This window comes from Nostoc sp. NOS(2021), assembly GCF_017115025.1.
Lineage (GTDB): Bacteria > Cyanobacteriota > Cyanobacteriia > Cyanobacteriales > Nostocaceae > Nostoc.
In genome coordinates, this window is the sequence record NZ_JABXKM010000158.1 from 1 (window position 1) to 17,559 (window position 17,559).

At 38.9% G+C, this 17,559-nt stretch carries 17 protein-coding genes and 1 riboswitch; of the genes, 13 read left to right on the forward strand and 4 right to left on the reverse strand.

Annotated features, from left to right (window positions below):
• Positions 1–15: 15 nt before the first annotated feature.
• The 3 genes from HWQ41_RS19725 to HWQ41_RS19735 all read left to right on the forward strand — a co-directional run bounded on the left by HWQ41_RS19725 (position 16) and on the right by HWQ41_RS19735 (position 3,832).
• A complete protein-coding gene (locus tag HWQ41_RS19725; protein WP_292766408.1) occupies positions 16–1,251 on the forward strand; it encodes an LL-diaminopimelate aminotransferase in 1,236 nt (411 codons plus the stop codon).
• 131 nt (positions 1,252–1,382) lie between these two features.
• Positions 1,383–2,879: an AAA family ATPase gene (locus HWQ41_RS19730; RefSeq protein ID WP_292766368.1), complete on the forward strand. Its 1,497-nt coding sequence runs from the start codon at positions 1,383–1,385 to the stop codon at positions 2,877–2,879.
• Positions 2,880–2,881: 2 nt separating this feature from the next.
• Entirely contained in the window at positions 2,882–3,832 is a 951-nt protein-coding gene (locus HWQ41_RS19735; protein WP_292766371.1) for a hypothetical protein, read from the forward strand.
• 62 nt (positions 3,833–3,894) lie between these two features.
• On the opposite strand, the gene HWQ41_RS19740 is transcribed toward HWQ41_RS19735, so the two are convergent.
• Positions 3,895–5,235, reverse strand: a complete 1,341-nt coding sequence (locus HWQ41_RS19740) for a voltage-gated chloride channel family protein (RefSeq protein ID WP_292766375.1) — start codon at positions 5,233–5,235, stop codon at positions 3,895–3,897.
• A gap of 95 nt (positions 5,236–5,330) precedes the next feature.
• Positions 5,331–5,417, reverse strand: a riboswitch (Fluoride riboswitch).
• A gap of 388 nt (positions 5,418–5,805) precedes the next feature.
• Between HWQ41_RS19740 and HWQ41_RS19745 the strand changes: the two genes are divergently transcribed.
• The 5 genes from HWQ41_RS19745 to HWQ41_RS19765 all read left to right on the forward strand — a co-directional run bounded on the left by HWQ41_RS19745 (position 5,806) and on the right by HWQ41_RS19765 (position 10,666).
• Complete coding sequence (locus HWQ41_RS19745) at positions 5,806–6,675, forward strand: zinc metalloprotease HtpX (protein ID WP_292766377.1); 870 nt, start codon at positions 5,806–5,808, stop codon at positions 6,673–6,675.
• A gap of 109 nt (positions 6,676–6,784) precedes the next feature.
• Positions 6,785–7,207 carry a hypothetical protein gene (locus HWQ41_RS19750; RefSeq protein ID WP_292766380.1) on the forward strand — a complete coding sequence of 141 codons (423 nt, stop codon included), beginning with the start codon at positions 6,785–6,787 and terminating at the stop codon, positions 7,205–7,207.
• Positions 7,208–8,050: 843 nt separating this feature from the next.
• A complete protein-coding gene (locus HWQ41_RS19755; protein WP_292766382.1) occupies positions 8,051–9,352 on the forward strand; it encodes a pitrilysin family protein in 1,302 nt (433 codons plus the stop codon).
• Positions 9,353–9,599: 247 nt separating this feature from the next.
• A complete protein-coding gene (locus HWQ41_RS19760) occupies positions 9,600–10,082 on the forward strand; it encodes a hypothetical protein (protein WP_292766384.1) in 483 nt (160 codons plus the stop codon).
• A gap of 137 nt (positions 10,083–10,219) precedes the next feature.
• Complete coding sequence (locus HWQ41_RS19765) at positions 10,220–10,666, forward strand: hypothetical protein (protein WP_292766386.1); 447 nt, start codon at positions 10,220–10,222, stop codon at positions 10,664–10,666.
• A gap of 21 nt (positions 10,667–10,687) precedes the next feature.
• Here HWQ41_RS19765 and HWQ41_RS19770 read toward each other — a convergent pair whose 3' ends face one another.
• Positions 10,688–10,936, reverse strand: a complete 249-nt coding sequence (locus tag HWQ41_RS19770; RefSeq protein ID WP_292766388.1) for a hypothetical protein — start codon at positions 10,934–10,936, stop codon at positions 10,688–10,690.
• 1 nt (position 10,937) lies between these two features.
• On the opposite strand from HWQ41_RS19770, the gene HWQ41_RS19775 reads away from it, so the two are divergent.
• Entirely contained in the window at positions 10,938–11,156 is a 219-nt protein-coding gene (locus tag HWQ41_RS19775) for a hypothetical protein (RefSeq protein WP_292766390.1), read from the forward strand.
• A gap of 204 nt (positions 11,157–11,360) precedes the next feature.
• On the forward strand, positions 11,361–12,221 hold the full coding sequence (locus HWQ41_RS19780) for a fructosamine kinase family protein (RefSeq protein ID WP_292766392.1): 861 nt from the start codon (positions 11,361–11,363) through the stop codon (positions 12,219–12,221).
• Positions 12,222–12,283: 62 nt separating this feature from the next.
• On the opposite strand, the gene HWQ41_RS19785 is transcribed toward HWQ41_RS19780, so the two are convergent.
• Positions 12,284–12,601 (reverse strand): TMEM14 family protein, encoded by a 318-nt coding sequence (locus HWQ41_RS19785; RefSeq protein WP_292766394.1) that lies wholly within the window; start codon positions 12,599–12,601, stop codon positions 12,284–12,286.
• Positions 12,602–12,687: 86 nt separating this feature from the next.
• Between HWQ41_RS19785 and HWQ41_RS19790 the strand changes: the two genes are divergently transcribed.
• The 3 genes from HWQ41_RS19790 (at position 12,688) to HWQ41_RS19800 (ending at position 16,886) form a co-directional block, all read left to right on the forward strand.
• Positions 12,688–14,043, forward strand: a complete 1,356-nt coding sequence (locus HWQ41_RS19790) for an ATP-binding protein (RefSeq protein ID WP_292766397.1) — start codon at positions 12,688–12,690, stop codon at positions 14,041–14,043.
• Between the two features lie 80 nt (positions 14,044–14,123).
• The gene (locus HWQ41_RS19795; protein ID WP_292766400.1) at positions 14,124–15,461 is read left to right on the forward strand and encodes a tellurite resistance TerB C-terminal domain-containing protein; all 1,338 of its coding nucleotides are present in this window, start codon (positions 14,124–14,126) and stop codon (positions 15,459–15,461) included.
• A gap of 96 nt (positions 15,462–15,557) precedes the next feature.
• Complete coding sequence (locus tag HWQ41_RS19800; RefSeq protein WP_292766403.1) at positions 15,558–16,886, forward strand: ATP-binding protein; 1,329 nt, start codon at positions 15,558–15,560, stop codon at positions 16,884–16,886.
• A 196-nt stretch (positions 16,887–17,082) separates the two neighbouring features.
• On the opposite strand, the gene HWQ41_RS19805 is transcribed toward HWQ41_RS19800, so the two are convergent.
• Positions 17,083–17,478: a hypothetical protein gene (locus HWQ41_RS19805; protein ID WP_292766406.1), complete on the reverse strand. Its 396-nt coding sequence runs from the start codon at positions 17,476–17,478 to the stop codon at positions 17,083–17,085.
• Between the last annotated feature and the right edge of the window lie 81 nt (positions 17,479–17,559).

Sequence of the window (17,559 nt, forward strand, 5' to 3'; positions counted from 1 at the left end):
TTTTTCATATTTACTATGGCAACTATTAACGACAACTACCTGAAACTGAAAGCGGGTTATCTGTTTCCAGAAATTGCTCGGCGGGTGAATGCCTTTGCAGAAGCCAATCCTGATGCTAAAATCATCAGGTTGGGCATTGGCGATGTTACCGAACCTCTGCCGGAGGCTTGCCGCACAGCGATGATTAAAGCTGTGGAAGAAATGGGCGATCGCAATACCTTCAAAGGTTACGGGCCAGAGCAAGGCTACGCTTGGTTACGGGAGAAAATTGCTACTCAAGATTTCCAAGTACGGGGAGCGGATATAGATGCTTCAGAAATCTTTATCTCCGACGGTTCCAAATGCGACACGGGCAACATTTTAGAAATCTTTGGTCATGACAACATAATTGCCGTTACTGATCCAGTTTATCCCGTGTATGTAGACACTAACGTTATGGTGGGAAATACTGGGGATGCTAACGATAAAGGTGAATTTGAAGGCTTAGTTTATCTACCAATTACGGCTGATAACAACTTCACCGCCGAGATTCCCTCAAAGAAAGTTGATTTAATTTATCTCTGCTTTCCCAATAACCCTACTGGCGCAACTGCTACCAAGGAATATTTAAAGGCATGGGTGGAGTATGCCAAAGCTAATAACTCAATTATTTTCTTTGATGCAGCCTACGAAGCTTACATTACCGATCCGTCGATTCCCCACTCAATTTATGAAATTGAAGGTGCAAGAGAAGTTGCGATCGAATTTCGGTCTTTTTCCAAGAATGCAGGTTTTACAGGAACCCGTTGCGCGTTAACCGTAGTACCGAAAACACTCAAAGGAAAAGCCGCCGATGGTTCCGATGTGGAACTGTGGAAACTGTGGAATCGCCGCCAGTCTACCAAATTCAATGGCGTTTCTTACATCGTCCAACGGGGAGCCGAAGCGGTTTACTGTGAAGAAGGACAAGCACAAATCAAGGGATTAGTTAGTTTCTATCTAGAAAACGCCAAAATTATCCGCGAGAAACTCACAGCCGCCGGATTATCAGTTTATGGTGGCGTGAATGCACCTTACGTCTGGGTAAAAACGCCTAATGGTTTGTCCAGTTGGGAATTCTTTGATAAGTTGCTGCAAACTGTCAACGTTGTAGGCACACCTGGTTCTGGCTTTGGTGCTGCGGGTGAAGGTTACTTCCGCATATCAGCGTTTAATAGCCGGGAGAATGTCGAAGAGGCGATGAAGCGGATTACCGAGAAGTTTAAGGTGTAGAGCATTTTTTGCATTCAGTCTGACTATCTTAGTTAAACTCAATTTGTAAGTCTCAAATATTAGGGTGGACACTGCCCACCCTATTTGAGAATCCAAGATGGTGAATATTAAGTTGCCAATAGGAGCTTTTTATGAAATTACTACGAGTCCAAGTTCCAGATTTTCGCATCTTAAAGAACGTTGACATAACTTTTGAACCAGAATTTATCCCTAGTATTTTCCCCCTTGGTAGTCAAAATGGTGGTGGTAAAAGTACACTTTTGCAATTAATTTTTATTTTATTGCATTGTTCTACTGATTCTGACAAAAAAGATTTTGTGAAAAATATACTTTATGGATTTACGATTAATAAAAATTCTAAGAAGAGAGTATTAGCCATAATTGATATCTGGAATGAGGATAAAATTATACAGATGGAATTTTTATCTTATCATGACTCTTATCTTAGGGAACTATTAATATCAAATGATAAGACCGAGGTGGACAATGATAATTATTTACAATTCTCTGCTTCAAATCAATTAGAGAAAGTTATAAATAAAATTTCAATTAATCAAAAGGAAATACAAGATTTAGAGAGAGCTATTATTAAATTAGATAATGTGAGAAAAATTGAGAGTCGTGAGGAAAGAAGTTATGTATTGAGAGATTTAGTGCAAAGACTTCAAAGATTTGAATTTAGAACTCTAAGGTTAGCAATAGAAAATATATCTGCAAATATATCTGCAAATATATATATAGAAAGATTTCAAAATGAAGTTCAAACAAGACTCGATATATCTAAATTAAATCTTGAAAAATATTATGAAGAACGTGAGCAGCTTGAACATATCTTACAAAGAGTTTTAAAATATTTGCAATCAGAAAAGCTACTATATATCTGTAATTATTCAGCTAACGGCAATGAAGATGAAGAGGAAGAGGAAGTTTTACTTTGCCGTATAAGTAACATAGATATGAACAAAGTAGAAATATTCATGAAGGAGTTATCACAAAAAATATTTCTTGCGGCTCCTTCTACCCAAGTTTTTCTTTTTCATTCTAAAGAATCTAGAAAACTCTTATTTAAAGAGCAGGATAACGAAACTGACTACTATTCACAGCTTAAATTAGCCAAATCTAAACTATCAGGTTTTTTTACCTATGATTTTCTGGCTGTAGATATCCTTATTGAAGCCTTTAAGTCTGCTCGAGACAAAGACTTTGCAGAAGCTATAAAAAAAGGTGAATATGGTAATAGCTATAAAGCACTAATCAATGATTTAAATATAATATTGTTTAATAAAAAAATAAATATAGATACAGATTTATCAGGTGTCAGTTTTAAATTAGATAAAGATGGTTTAGAACTATATCCCGAAGACCTCAGTCATGGCGAGTTGAAAAGATTGAGCATTTATATATGGATAAAGTACCATAATATAGAAAATGCAATTGTGCTAATGGATGAAATTGAAATAGCATTTCATCCAGATTGGCAATATCAAATAATTGCAGACCTCAACCAATGGTCATCAAGTAATCAATATATTCTGGCAACTCACTCATACGAGTTATGTCAAGCTCTTACACCTGCTCACGTTAAGGAACTAGAACCAAAACTTTTAAAGCAAGAAGCTAAAAATTAAATATGAGTCTTAAGCCGGAACAACTAATACAACATTGTGAAATAATCATTAGCTCTCGTAGAATTAAAAATAAGATCGTTGTACTATGCGAAGGCGAAGGTGGTATCTGGGAAACCAAAGGCAGACCATCACCTCAGTCATATAGCAAGATGGAACAGATGCCAGATGCTAACTTTTACAAGGCGTGTGTTCCAAAATTATGGAGTCAATATCGACCAGAGTTTTTTAACTGCGGAGATCGTAAAGATGTATTAGATACATATTTTACTCTTTCAAAATTGCATGATGAAAATAAGGATAACTCTTATTTAAGTTTAGAAAAACTTTTTGCAATTGTAGATGTTGATCTACAAACACAAAATATAACAAAAGAATATAATTATAGTTTTTCAGATACAGAAGCAATTTTCTGTGATCTTTATACAAAACTCAATATAAATGAAGAAAATGCAAAACAGCATCGTATATGGGTTACGGGTCTAATACATAAAGAAGCATATTTTATCATACCTGAACTACAACCAATATTTGATACTTTTTCTACACTTTATAATAGTAATTCTCTAGTACTTAGAGATATTTATCTGACTATGGCAGATGCTATCATTACTGATTCTGATTTAAAAAGTAATTTATCAAAAGTATCTAATCGCATTAGTCATTGCTCTGGGTTAGATTGTAGTGCAATAGATAAATTGAGAGATTCATGGAAAGAACAGTTTGAAAATGCTCAAAATCATACGCAAAAAAATGAGTTAATTTTAGCTTTATTGACACTCAAAAATGCTAAGTATTATTGGAACCAAATTCAACCACCAAGTGACTGGACTTCTTCAGTTCAGACATTTAAAGATCAACTCTTGTTAGAAATAGGAAGATTTTATTCAGAACAAAGTAATGATACTAAATATCATATTCCTTGCTTTTTTAAAATCTTAAGACAATTTGCTTAATAGCTCTAACAGATAAATTATTTTAGTTCTTCTAATTTAGTTCTTCTAATTGCGTCTATAAATTATTCCTCAGAATTACTTATTTCTTCTTCCCCATCATCAGGTAAATCAGTTTTTGGCTCAAATTTTTCTTGTCCATAATTAGCCAAAGTCACCCCTTCTTCTAAATATACAGCAGAGTATTTACTCAACCCGATACGCTGTGCAGAGTAAATTCCAGAATGACCTGAAAATAAATAGCTTACTACACAGCCAATAGCAATAAATACCCCCGATTCCAAACCAAATAGTTCAATTCCCATTAAGGTGGATGCCAAAGGTGTATTTGCTGCACCCGCAAATACACCCACAAATCCCATTCCTGCTAACAGTGGTGCAGGTAATGCCAAAAGCAACGACAAGGCATTACCTAAAGTTGCACCAATAAAAAACAAAGGGGTTACTTCCCCGCCCTTAAAACCTGCTCCTAGAGTTAGAGCAGTCAGACCCAATTTTGCTGCAAAATCCCAAGGAGGTAGCTGAGTGTGGAAGGAATCAACGATAGTAGGAATACCAAGCCCAATGTACTTAGTTGTTCCACTCAAACCAACAATTGCTGCTATTATCACACCGCCTATTAAAGGACGCATTGGAGGATAAGATATCTTTGCTTTAAATAAGTAACTGATTTTGTGAGTTACTTTAGCAAAAAATCTTGCGACTATTCCAAAGATTGCACCTGCAATAATGGCAGAAATCAACCCCCAAATTGTGAGCGTCGGTACGGACGGAGCGTGTCGGTATGCGGTATGATGCAAACCCAATAGTAAGGTGACTTGATTTCCAACGATCGCAGCAATTAAAGAAGGAAAAAGGGCATCATAATTAATTTTACCAATCGCTAAAACTTCTAGACCAAATACTGTTCCAGCTAAGGGAGTACCGAAAACTGAAGCGAATCCTCCACTTATACCTGCCGTTAACAAAATCCGCCGATTGGCTCCTTGAAAATGTAATATGTTAGTCAACTGGTCTGCCAAAGAAGCACCCATTTGTAATGCTGTACCTTCACGACCGGCTGAACCACCAAATAGATGGGTGAGGTCTGTTCCTAGTAAAACAAGAGGAGCCATGCGGAAGGGAATAATATTTTTTGGGTTATGAATTTCTTCAAGTAAAAGGTTATTTCCGGCTTCTACAGTCCGACCGAATTTATGATAAATCCAACCACTCAAGAAGCCACCAAGTGGTAGCAAGGCGATGATCCACCGATGCGATTCTCGCCAATCAGTTGCCCATTCCAATGATGCTAAAAGAGCCGCAGAAGCCGTTCCAGCAAGAATGCCAACCACAATGGAAATAGGCAACCACTTAATCAGGTGGGGTAATGCAATAAATGGTTCAAATTGACGAAAGTGTTTCATCCCATGACTCCTGGAGGTGCGATTTGTAGAGTTACACTTTCTACAGGGGAGTCAGGTAATGCATTTAGCCAAGCCCTACTCTCCCGCAGTCAGCGAGGAAAGTAGGAGCCATCAGCCTTCCAGTTATTAATTTAACCTGTACTGGAAAGGCGGTTTTGGCGAGCTCCATCGCCATTGATTTGACTTTAAATTAAGGATACCATTTTTGCTTTTGGTCGAATTTAATATTTGTTTCTTAAAGATTGGGCGTACTCTACCTATAGCAATCGGTAGCTCTGCTTTATCTCCCCTCTTCGTGAGTTAAGAGAGGGGTTGCGGGTCAGGTCGCTATAAAGAATTTATTCCTATAGATAGATGCGTTTTTAATATCTATAAGGCTTAATTTTATTACTAATAGATAAGTATCAAAAACAACTAAGTTAGTCTTTATAAAAGTTAAGTGGGAAACCCGTACTTATCTGATAGGTTTTCTGTACTATATATCTAAATTTAGGTGGATACAATCAAACTGTAGCTGAAGTAATGCTGTTTTCTCAAAAATTTACACAGCATTAGCAGGAGAGCAAGAATATGACAAATCAATTGAAAACGGCTGCTTTGCTAGCGGCGCTAAGTGGTCTTTTAATCGCAATTAGTTACTGGATAATTGGCGGTTCTAGTGGGTTGATTATCGGAATTGGCTTGGCAGCAGTAACAAACCTGTTTTCGTGGTATCAATCAGATAAGATTGCCCTGGCAGTATATGGCGCCCAGCCTGTGAGTGAAAGGGAAGCACCAGGACTTTATCGGATGGTGCAGAGGTTAAGCGATCGCGCTAACATTCCTATGCCTAAAGTTTACATTGTCCCTAGCCCAGGTGCTAACGCCTTCGCTACAGGGCGCGATCCTGAACACGCTGCTGTGGCTGTCACTGAAGGGATTTTGAATATATTACCAGAGGACGAACTCGAAGGCGTTATCGCCCACGAACTCACTCACATTATTAATCGTGATACCCTCACACAAGCCGTTGCTGCTACTGTTGCTGGTGCTATCTCATTCTTAGCGCAAATGGTTAGTTACAGCCTATGGTTTGGCGGTGGTTCACGGGATGATAATAGAGGTGGAAATCCTTTGGGAGTTTTGTTAACAGTAATGCTTGCGCCGGTGGCTGCGACAATTATTCAGCTAGCAATTTCGCGCACACGAGAATTCTCGGCTGATGCCGGTTCTGCTAGATTAACTGGTAATCCCCGCGCCTTAGCCAGAGCGCTGCAACGCTTAGAAGCCTCAGCAAAGCAGATGCCTTTAAATGCCAATCCAGCTTATGAGCCGTTATTAATTATCAATTCTATCTCTGGACAGTTTCTGGGTAACTTGTTTTCCAGTCACCCTGCTACAGAAGTGCGAGTTGCAGCATTGCTGAAATTAGAGCAACAACTGCCAACAAAAGCTTATTAATTTGTCATTTGTCATTTGTCATTTGTGAAATTAACAATGACTAATGATTACCAGTATAGGGTGCAGTTTTCATCTGAAAGTAAGCTTTGTAATTAAGGATGTTTTAACTATGACTGCTAAGAAGATTGAATCGTTTAAACCCACAGTAATTGAATCTAATAAATCAATAGTAATTGTCGGAATTAATTCTCAAACCGACGAATTAGTAGAAATCGAATTGGCTGGCGAAAGTGATGAAGTGAAGCGAGAAACCAAAGCGCTGATTGAGGCGCTAAAAATACGCGCTCAATCTGAGTCAGCAGGTACTCTCACCCGTGAAACCTATTTGAAAGCTGTGCGTCAAGCACGGGAATTAATTGAAGGCAGAAAATTGATGGAACGCGATCGCTTAGAAGACTCTTGGGCAATAATTCAGGACGAAGCTGAGAGAAACTGGCACTTAATGATGAAAGATGTCGTAGACTTTAGTTTTCGCCTGCAAAAGGCGGCGATCGCTGCTTGGGAAACCTTCAATAACCCTTACTCTCGTTAAATAGGGTGATCCGTGCGATCTAGAGAGAAATTTAAAAGAGCGGTTAGAAACCGCGTCTACACAGGTAAGACCCGCTCCCATAAATAGAATTTAGTTGCTCTGTCTGGCGCGGCTATCTTGGTCAATACCTTGCAATGCCAATGCATCGGCTTGCAATGTTAATGCGTCGGCTTGCAATGTCAATGCATGGCCTTGCAATGCTAATGCATCGGCTTACAATCTTAATGCGTCGGGTTAAAATGCCAATGCGTCAGCTTGCATTAAATAACGCTACGCTTTTATGCAACTTTGGCGCACAGCGATCGCTACTTGAAAGCAGGGGCTTGCGCTCTATGATTTTCGGTGACAGATAAGATAAAGAATTGACACTCCCCGCGATAAATCGACGGGGATTCTTGGTTCAATGAGACCACTTAAAACGTGGTTCCTTGCGTTACCTAGCCCAGAGGTGGGACTCTCCCCAGGCGTTAACTTTGGGTATGCCCTACCCTAGTTGCATTTCTGCAAGTCCTGTTTAGTTTGAAACAAATAGTTCCAAAAATCTGAGTCGTCTAGCTCCTATAAATCTTTTACCTACTGCTAGGAGGAAACTAGAACATTGCAGTAGAACCGCATAGATGAGCCACTGCGTTGCGGGGGTTTTCCCCGTTGTAGCAAGTGGCGTTTAATTGTCAAGGTTCAGTGCTTTGTCTTTCGACAGCTAGGTTTTTTAAGTGGTTGATTACCTTTCCACTATCATTAGTATAGTGTATTGGTACACTAATTAATTGAAAGAAAGCCGTCGTAGAACGACGGGGCTTTAAACCCAATTTTTCGGTAACATAGCTCCTCACACAAGTAGCAATGACTTCAACCCTGCGGAAATTTTCTCGTCTTAATACCCCAACCCTGCATCAGTTGCCCAATGGTTTGACAATCATTGCAGAGCAGATGCCAGTTGAAGCTGTAAACCTCAACGTATGGATTAAAGTTGGTTCAGCAGTCGAATCTGATGCCATTAACGGCATGGCTCACTTTTTAGAGCATATGATTTTTAAAGGAACAGAACGACTGGCTAGCGGCGAGTTTGAACGTCGAATTGAAGAACGGGGTGCTGTTACCAATGCCGCGACTAGCCAAGACTATACACATTACTATATAACCACTGCGCCCAAAGATTTTGCCGAGCTTGCTCCACTACAAATAGATGTAGTATCTAATGCTAGTATTCCTGATGATGCTTTTGAACGTGAACGATTAGTAGTTTTAGAAGAAATTAGGCGTTCAGAGGATAATCCCCAACGGCGTACATTTAGACGCGCGATGGAGACCGCCTTTGATGAGTTACCTTATCGCCGTGCGGTATTGGGGCCAGAATCAGTGATTGCCGAACTTAAACCCCAGCAGATGCGAGATTTTCATACTAATTGGTATCAACCCCGGTCAATTACTGCTGTAGCTGTGGGCAACTTGCCTGTAGAAGAATTAATTGCAACCGTTGCTGAAGGATTTACAAAACTCAGTACAGACGCGATTAATCGCGTCTCTGCCCACTCCCCAGTACAGACGCGATTAATCGCGTCTCTGCCTACTGAATCAGCATTTACAGAAATTGTCCGTCGAGAATTTAGAGATGAAAGTCTCCAGCAAGCAAGGCTAGTGATGGTTTGGCGAGTTCCAGGAATGACGCAGTTAGATCGCACCTATGGACTGGATGTTTTAGCAGGAATTTTGGGACATGGACGGACATCAAGACTGGTGAGGGATTTACGAGAAGAACGGGGATTAGTTTCTTCAATTTCTGTGAGCAACATGAGCAATCAGTTGCAAGGGACATTTTATATTTCAGCTAAATGTGCAGTGGAAAATTTAGCACAAGTAGAGGATGCGATCGCACAACATATTCGCCAAGTCCAAACCGAGTTGGTAACAGAATCAGAAATTGCCCGTGTGGGGCGGCGAGTAGCGAACAGATTTGTTTTTGGTAATGAAACACCAAGCGATCGCGCTAATTTGTATGGCTATTATCAGTCTTTAGTGGGAGATTTGGAACCCGCCTTTAACTACCCAGCGATCATTCACAGCCAAGATGCAACTGACTTGATGCAAGCTGCCAAAGAGTATCTTTCCCCAGATGCTTATGGTGTAGTTGTCGTCAAGCCATGAACTACTCACACTCACTGCAAGCGGTGAGTGTGAGCTTCCCAATTCATCGACTAGCTACGGTTACGATCAGCTCAATCGCTGTTTTAGCACCTCACATTTTCGCGTTGCTCCCGTCCAAGCTACCTTTTAAGCTAAAGGCTCATGTATGGGTCATTTTGCTAGTTTTGCCAAAATTTTTGTAGGCTCTTAATTTGACGAAGGTATTGAATATATTAAGATATACAGATTTTTGACAAATGAGGAAAATATGTTTCAGCTTCAGACGACCGAGCTAAAAGACTTTCAAAACTGGAAACAATCAAATAGTCAAAAGTTTTTTTCGCTATATGAATATACTAATGGTGTTATACAAGTTAATGAACTATCTTCTGATATCTGTATCGCTTTTTTAAGGCTCATTTATCCACCTTTTCTTTGTTTCAATGAATGTATTTTCCTTGCAGATGAATATCACCAAGATAAATTAGATAAACTGGTTTGCCAGGGGTATAAATTAAAAGAGTTAGAGTATTGGATGAATCTACTAAATTTAGATTGCTACTTCAGAACAGATAAAGAAGATTTTTCTCTAACAAAGTGCTTATTTTTTGCTCACGAATTGAAAAAAATTTGGATGCAAAAACTATCTGGAGATTTTCCTACAAGGAAATTTGATGTTTCCTGTATTCAAGATGTCGATCCTGATACTCAGGCAGAGGAAGTTTACATCACTTTATGTCAGGTTGAGTGATGATATATTAGTACAAGCAAGAGTTTTAACTCTCATCTTTCTGAAGGCTAGGATTACTGGCTTCAAGGCGAGTCTGACTTACCAGAGTTTTTTAACGATTGGGAAGTAGAGTGGAATTGATTTTACTTTGATAATTTATGTCTGAGAAATTAAGAGATATTCTGAAGCAACACCAAAATTTAAAAACTCTAAACACTCTTTTATCTAGTTCTAGTTCCATAATGTTTATCGAGCATCTAGCAGATTCTGAATCTCCATCCCCTACGGCTCTCTGGAAAATGATTGTAGGTTTTGATATTAATCCTACCCAAAAAATACCTGAAACTGTACCTTTAAGTGAGGTAAATGCGTGGTTTCAAGAAAGACTCTGGGATCGGAATTTTAGTAAAGAAATTTATATATCAATTGGAGGATTAAGTGGCTTGTCTTGGGCTAAGATAAAGATATTATCTGAAGAAAATTGGCTATTGCAGATTTGGGAACACGGAAATCACGAAATCATTGTTTTAAACGATCAAAAGAATAAAGCAATTTGTCTTTTATCAGAAGAATATTTTTGGAAAATGTATATATTATCAATTTAGAAAAAATGCCAGCAATTCTTATCAAATTAGTTTCTCTATGATGCCTATAATATTCTGTAGGTTGGGTAGAGCGAAGCAAAAGCCAACATTAATATTATTTGCCAACAACAGATATTTTACGACACCATTAACTACAGCACGGCAATATGATACACGCGATCGCTTAACCCAAGTGACGACGAAGAATGTCAATAACTCCATTACACTATGGAAAATTAAAGCTTGATCCAGATAGTCAATATCATCTAATTCCAAGAACAGTTCCCTCAAAATGATTCAAGAATGGTATGAAGTATGGGTTGATGAATCAATAAAAATTCCATATGTTTTGTTTCTTTGCCCTGACCCAAGCAATCCTGAAGGAATGTTAATTATCGATCCAAAACAAAATAATCAAGTCATCCAGAGACTGCCTGACTATAATACAGCAGTGTCGTGGTTGACAGAAGATGAGTATACTCGTGTTGATGGGAGGATGGAGATTGAATAAAATTAGCACTATCGCCCATCGCGTAGATCCCATATTCTACACTTCATTTAAACAAAGTTTGCTAACAGTTCTGTTGAATCACGGCAATATGATACACGCGATCGCTTAACCCAAGTGACAACGAAGAATGTCACGGGTACAATATTCTCTGACTTTAAATATACCCTTGATGCAGTAGGCAACCTCCTACTCCCCAATTTAATCATGTGGACTCAAATCGATGCTCATATTAGCCAGGTGACGGGCGAAAAATTTCAGAGTCAGCAACGGCGATCGGTTGGTGGCGGGTGCATCAACCAAGGTTATGCTGTTTCCAATCCTCAGATCACCTACTTTGTCAAGATTAACCAAGCATCCCAAGTTGCGATGTTTGAGGCTGAGGCATTGGGTTTAAAGGAAATGCTAGCAACAGCTAGTATTCGCCTCCCAAAACCTATTTGTTGGGGTGTAGCGGGGAATTCTAGCTACATCGTGCTGGAATGGTTAGAACTTGGTAGCGGTAACAGCAATTCATGGGAAGAGATGGGGCGCAAGTTGGCGGCGATGCATAAAGCTAGCAGTAGCCAAGGTTTTGGTTGGAAAATTAACAATACTATTGGTTCAACGCCCCAAATCAATACTTGGACAGCAGACTGGGTAGAATTTTATATTAAACATCGCCTGGGTTATCAATTTCAGTTAGCAAGGCGACGGGGAGGAAATTTTCCCCAGCAAGAAAAATTACTCGCAGCTATCCCGGAACTCTTGGCGCATCAGGTGCAACCTTCCTTAGTACATGGCGACTTATGGGGCGGAAATGCTGGGTGTACTGCGTCAGGAGAACCCGTAATTTTTGATCCAGCAACTTATTTTGGCGATCGCGAAGTTGATATTGCCATGACAGAATTGTTTGGTGGGTTTCCCGCAGCGTTTTACAAAGGTTATAACAAAGTCTTTCCTTTAGATGCAGGCTATGAGCAGAGAAAAACCCTCTATAACCTGTATCACATTTTGAATCACTTCAATTTATTTGGCGGCGGTTATGATTCCCAGGCGAACCGGATGATTAGCCAGATTTTACACTAAGTACAGCATTTGATTAATTTATAGCGAATTCTTTGCGTAGCTTTGCGTTTAAATTTCAACCCTCAATTCGTCACAATTTGATTCACCATCACCGCCAATGCCAGCATACCCAAAATCGTCATTAATCCCGCAGGCATAAACTTGCGTGTTTTAGCCAGTCGAAATGCAAAGAAGACTACTAAAACACTAGTAACTAACACGGCTAAAATCGAACCCCAGGTTTGTCCTTGGAGTTGAAAGTAAGCCGCAAGTATTAGTAAGAAACCGCTAATGCTACCACTTAAGAGTGAAACCCTACTTTTAGCTTGAATGTAGCCAATAATGCCACCAACAACTGCTAAGATGCCGTAGGCAAAAGCAAAAATTATACTTAAATTCATTGTTAAAACCTATGTAGATTTTGACTTTACTGCCAGGTCAGCAGACAATTTACCATAGCTATTTAGCTATACCACACAGTTGATTGATGGATAATCAAGCGATGCCAATGCCAAGTACTTCCTCATATACAAAAGTTCAATATCTCCAGCGTCAAGCAGCCTCACTTTTACTGTACCAATCTGTTCTGCAAAGTGAAGTGGGGATGGCATTTCTGGAACTGTTGCAAGCTATACGTTACACTGAGTCCGATGCACGGGGTTGTCTCCAAGCCTACGGCAGTTACTTCCACGCTTTGGCTGCTAGAAATCAAAACTGGGAAGACTATTTAATTACTCAACTTCTCTTCTCTGAAAATCCTTTTACAAGGGTGGCCCAAATGCGAGAATTTGAAGATTTACCCCCAGCTTTAGTAGCAGCAGTTCAGCATGATTTACAAATATTGCAAAGTCTCTATGAATGTAGCAGCGCTTCTTTGAGTGAGTGGATACAAGGCGTTGCTCATCTGCCGATTTCACCAGTAGTGTGGTATAAAGAGCAAGAATTGGTAGGAGTAGAGACAAAGTTCGCTACATATCTACAAGAGTTAGACAATTGGGGTGATGCTGTAGAAGAGTTAGCAGCTTATTATCGGCAATATGGCTCTGGTTTATTTGCAGAATATCGCGCTTTACGCTGGCAAGCTGGACAGTTTATTGGTATTCGGTATTCTGACCCGATTAAGCTGAGTGCGCTTGTCGGTTACGAGTCTCAAAGAGATGCTTTGCTAAAAAATACAGAGTTTTTATTATCAGGAGAAATGGCACTCCATGTATTACTTTATGGTAGTCGCGGTTCTGGCAAATCTTCTTTAGTGAAATCTTTGTTGAATGAATATAGCAATCGCAGCCTCCGCTTGTTGGAAGTAGCAAAATCTGATTTAAAAGACTTACCAGAAATTGTGGAACATTTACGGGGTGTGTCACAAAAATTTATCATCTTTGTCGATGACCTTTCCTTTGAAGAAGATGATGATGCCTTCAAAGCACTCAAGGTAGTTTTAGAAGGTAATTTAACCGCGCGGCCTCAAAATGTAGTTGTGTATGCTACTTCTAATCGCCGCCACCTGATTCGGGAGTTTTTTGTGGATAGACCTGCCCCCAAGGATAACGAGGAAATCCATGCCTGGGATACGATGCAGGAGAAGCTTTCGTTTAGCGATCGCTTTGGTTTGACCTTGACCTTTGAACCAGCCAATCAGAAAACTTATTTAAAGATTGTACAACATCTAGCCGCCCAAGCTGAAATTAATATTACCCAAGAAGATTTGGAATTTCAAGCGTTACAGTGGGCAACTCGCCACAATGGTCGTTCTGGACGCACAGCACGGCAGTTTATTGATTTCTTAAAAGCAGATTTAACACTTTCTCATGCCAATGAAAACACATCCAACACCGAACATTAAGTATTTTCCTATGTGCATTTTAATTAGGAATTACGAACTTGTTCTGAGCGCAGTCGAAGTATTACGAACTACGAATTACGATGAGAGCTACTTATTCTGATAATTTAACTCCGGTAAAAAGCAGCAATATGCAATCAGTAATGATCAGCAATCGATTGATATTAGGGATAGTTGCCTTTAGTGTGAGTTTTGGCCTTAGCCTTGTCCCAAACTGGGATTTTAATAAAGCCTTTCTCACAGGTATAATTACTGCCGTTACTATCTACGCCGCAGCATTATTTGTAGATAAGCGACGCCGAAATTATGAAATGTTTGTTTTAGGTTCTCTCCGCAAACGAATTAAAGATATGGAGGGATTGAAAGCTCGTGTTGTCAGAGAAATAAATCAAATCGAAGAACATCATAATTTATTATATAGTGAGTCACAGCAACTGCAAAATCAAGTAACAGAAAGCCGTAACCAAAGGGATAATCTACATCGAGAGTTAAGAACATTTGCCGGACAAAAAAAGCAGTTAGAAACCGAAATTATTAGCCTGCAAACTGAAATTAATAACTTGCAGAAAAATCAAGTAGAATTGAACAATACTTTTTCTGTTCTTACAGCCGAGAAGCGCCGTCTAGAGTCGAATTGTAATGTATCTCGCACTGAAATCACCCTGTTTCAAAGTCAAATTTCCGAACTCCAGCACGAGAAACAAGAAGTTGAAAGCAATTTAAGTCTTTTAGGCAGACTCAAACCCCAATTAGAAGAAAAACTATACGAACTGCGAATTGCAATTCAAGAGCTAGAAGTTGAGACAAACCAAAAAAATCAATTGCTTGTAGCGACAAAAACCGAAAGAGAAAATATCCAAACTATCCTGAATTCTTCACAAATCCAACTAGCAGAAAACAAAGCAGAATTACAGCAGTTACAAGGGCAAATTTCATTATTGCAAGAAGAACGAGACTCATTGCAAAATCAAGTATGGGAATTACTTCAACAAATAGAAACGTTCAATACAGAGCCTTTGTCTGATAATTCCCAAGAAGATGATATGGAATTATTTCCTTTTTCTGAAATGATTGAATCTTCAGCAATCATAGAGACATCGGAAGTTAACATATCGGAGAATATACCCCACGAGTGGACTAAGTTTCTAGAAAATATCCCAGGATATGAGTTGCAAGTATTAAAAGCTATAGTCGAACAAGAGAATCCCAAGGCTGCTATTAAAAAAATTGCCGAAGCAAATATCACTATGCCAAACCTATTAATCGATTCTATAAATGAACGGGCAAATGATATTATTGGTGAATTAATAATTAATTCAGATTCGGAAAGTCCAAAAGTTGATCAGGAGCATATAACGTATGTCAAAAAAATAATTGCAATCTATGAAGACCTCATGGCTAGACATGCTTCGTCAAATTAAATTATTATTGCTGTCGTCGGATTAGTAGTAAGGTGAATATATACCTTGCCTACTTGCTGCCTGCTTATGCGTTTAGAATAAAGTGAAGTGTAATACATGGCAAAGCTCAAAATCTCGAAAAAAATCTCCACTGCTTTAATCAATTCCCTTGGTGCGGGAGTAGTACCAAGAGTGGGAGTTGAATATATAGCAGTAGGTCGAGAAAAAGAACTCAAAAGCCTATTACAAAATCTCGATGATATTGCAGAAGGTGTAGCAGCATTTCGCTTCGTAATTGGTAACTACGGTTCCGGGAAAAGTTTTTTATTGCAACTAATTCGCAACCGGGCGATGGAACAAGGTTTTGTAGTAGCTGATGCTGATTTATCCCCTGAACGCCGATTAGCTGGAAGCAACAATGAAGGTGTAGCCACTTATCGAGAATTAATGAGCCACCTAGCTACAAAAACTCGTCCTGATGGTGGTGCTTTAGTCTCGATTTTAGAAGGATGGATTAATAAAATTCAACAAGAAGTGGTTAAAGAAACTGAAATGCGTCCGAATGAGGATGGTTTTGATGACCAAGTTGAATCGAAAATTAGGGAAGTAGTTCAGTATATTGAAGACTTAGTTCACGGTTTTGATTTTGGTAGTGTGATTATCGCTTATTGGCGTGGCTACCGATTGGATGATGATAATTTAAAAAATGCGGCAATGCGCTGGTTACGTGGAGAATTTACTACTAAAGTTGAGGCGAAAGCAGCTTTAGGAGTGCGCGTCATTATTGATGATGATAGTTGGTATGACTACATCAAACTATTTGCGAAATTTGTCGCTGAAATTGGCTATAAAGGACTGTTAATTTTAGTTGATGAAGCTGTACATTTATATCAAATATCTACTACGGTTACGCGGGAAAAGAATTATAATCGACTCCTCGCAATGTTTAACGACACCATGCAGTGCAAAGCTGAACATCTTGGGATTGTCGTTGGTGGAACAACTAAGTTTTTAGAAGACCCCAAACGGGGACTTTTTGCAGACCAAGCTTGGCAAAGACGTACAAAAGAAAGTCGTTTTGTTACACAAGCGAATGTTCAGGAATATTTGGGGCCAGTGATTCGGCTAAATCCCTTGAGTGAAGCAGAAATCTTGATGCTTCTGCAACGTTTAGCTGAGATTCATGCACTCAATTTTGGCTATGAACAGACTTTGACAAATGGTGAGTTGAAGGAGTTTGTGCAAGAAGTTATTAATCGCTTGGGTGCAGAAGCATTGCTGACACCAGGGGAAATTGTGCGAGATTTTATGAGTGTGCTGAATATTCTTCACCAAAATCCAGGAATTGCGTTTGGTGAATTAATTCATGGCTCTAAATTTAAACCTACTGCTATGGGTGGAGATGCAGATGTGGATGAGGATGGCGCAGCAGAATTTAGTTTGTGATTGATGTAGACACTGAACCATAAACGATTTTTTCCAACGTAATATACCGACAAAGGTACTAGGTTATATGCGTTAACGTTACTTACAAAATTCACTCTTTAGTAATAGGCAAGCCTAGCCAATCGCTAAGTTCATAAGCTAACCAGTCAAGTTCTGGTGTAGTAATATTAAAAGAACGTGTTAAATCTGTAAAAATTTAAACCTTTTTCCGTCCATTCCATATTATTAAGTAAGGTTGATTAAACATATTCTTAGTTTTTTCTATTTTATTAATATGTTTTCTTAATAATGACATCTCAATTTTAAAATTAATCCCAAAACAATAATAAATTGATAAAATCTTATGTGAATCAATAGAAATATTTCGTTCACCAAATAGGCACAAAACAGAACGAATGAATGCGGTAATAAAACAACCAAAAATTATTCCTAATCCAATGTATACGAGTCCATTTAAACTTTTAAAATTTCTGATGATATCCAAAGTCGTGGTACACAAGAGTAAATTTATCCAACTAGTAGATAAATTCATCGCAAACGCCAATGAAGATAAACCTACACCTGGAATAATGATTTGGGTTCTTGCGTACATAGCGTGCTAAAATATTAATATTTATCGGAATATTTTTGAGTAAAGCTAATTATGAAAAGAATAATGACCCAACTCTTAAAT

What these genes read in the sequence shown, in the direction of transcription:
- HWQ41_RS19725 (WP_292766408.1), top strand. Translation starts at nt 16, where the DNA reads ATGGCAACTATTAACGACAACTACCTGAAACTGAAAGCGGGTTATCTG.
- HWQ41_RS19730 (WP_292766368.1), top strand. Translation starts at nt 1,383, where the DNA reads ATGAAATTACTACGAGTCCAAGTTCCAGATTTTCGCATCTTAAAGAAC.
- HWQ41_RS19735 (WP_292766371.1), top strand. Translation starts at nt 2,882, where the DNA reads ATGAGTCTTAAGCCGGAACAACTAATACAACATTGTGAAATAATCATT.
- HWQ41_RS19740 (WP_292766375.1), bottom strand. Translation starts at nt 5,235, where the DNA reads ATGAAACACTTTCGTCAATTTGAACCATTTATTGCATTACCCCACCTG.
- HWQ41_RS19745 (WP_292766377.1), top strand. Translation starts at nt 5,806, where the DNA reads ATGACAAATCAATTGAAAACGGCTGCTTTGCTAGCGGCGCTAAGTGGT.
- HWQ41_RS19750 (WP_292766380.1), top strand. Translation starts at nt 6,785, where the DNA reads ATGACTGCTAAGAAGATTGAATCGTTTAAACCCACAGTAATTGAATCT.
- HWQ41_RS19755 (WP_292766382.1), top strand. Translation starts at nt 8,051, where the DNA reads ATGACTTCAACCCTGCGGAAATTTTCTCGTCTTAATACCCCAACCCTG.
- HWQ41_RS19760 (WP_292766384.1), top strand. Translation starts at nt 9,600, where the DNA reads ATGTTTCAGCTTCAGACGACCGAGCTAAAAGACTTTCAAAACTGGAAA.
- HWQ41_RS19765 (WP_292766386.1), top strand. Translation starts at nt 10,220, where the DNA reads ATGTCTGAGAAATTAAGAGATATTCTGAAGCAACACCAAAATTTAAAA.
- HWQ41_RS19775 (WP_292766390.1), top strand. Translation starts at nt 10,938, where the DNA reads ATGATTCAAGAATGGTATGAAGTATGGGTTGATGAATCAATAAAAATT.
- HWQ41_RS19780 (WP_292766392.1), top strand. Translation starts at nt 11,361, where the DNA reads ATGTGGACTCAAATCGATGCTCATATTAGCCAGGTGACGGGCGAAAAA.
- HWQ41_RS19785 (WP_292766394.1), bottom strand. Translation starts at nt 12,601, where the DNA reads ATGAATTTAAGTATAATTTTTGCTTTTGCCTACGGCATCTTAGCAGTT.
- HWQ41_RS19790 (WP_292766397.1), top strand. Translation starts at nt 12,688, where the DNA reads ATGGATAATCAAGCGATGCCAATGCCAAGTACTTCCTCATATACAAAA.
- HWQ41_RS19795 (WP_292766400.1), top strand. Translation starts at nt 14,124, where the DNA reads ATGAGAGCTACTTATTCTGATAATTTAACTCCGGTAAAAAGCAGCAAT.
- HWQ41_RS19800 (WP_292766403.1), top strand. Translation starts at nt 15,558, where the DNA reads ATGGCAAAGCTCAAAATCTCGAAAAAAATCTCCACTGCTTTAATCAAT.
- HWQ41_RS19805 (WP_292766406.1), bottom strand. Translation starts at nt 17,478, where the DNA reads ATGTACGCAAGAACCCAAATCATTATTCCAGGTGTAGGTTTATCTTCA.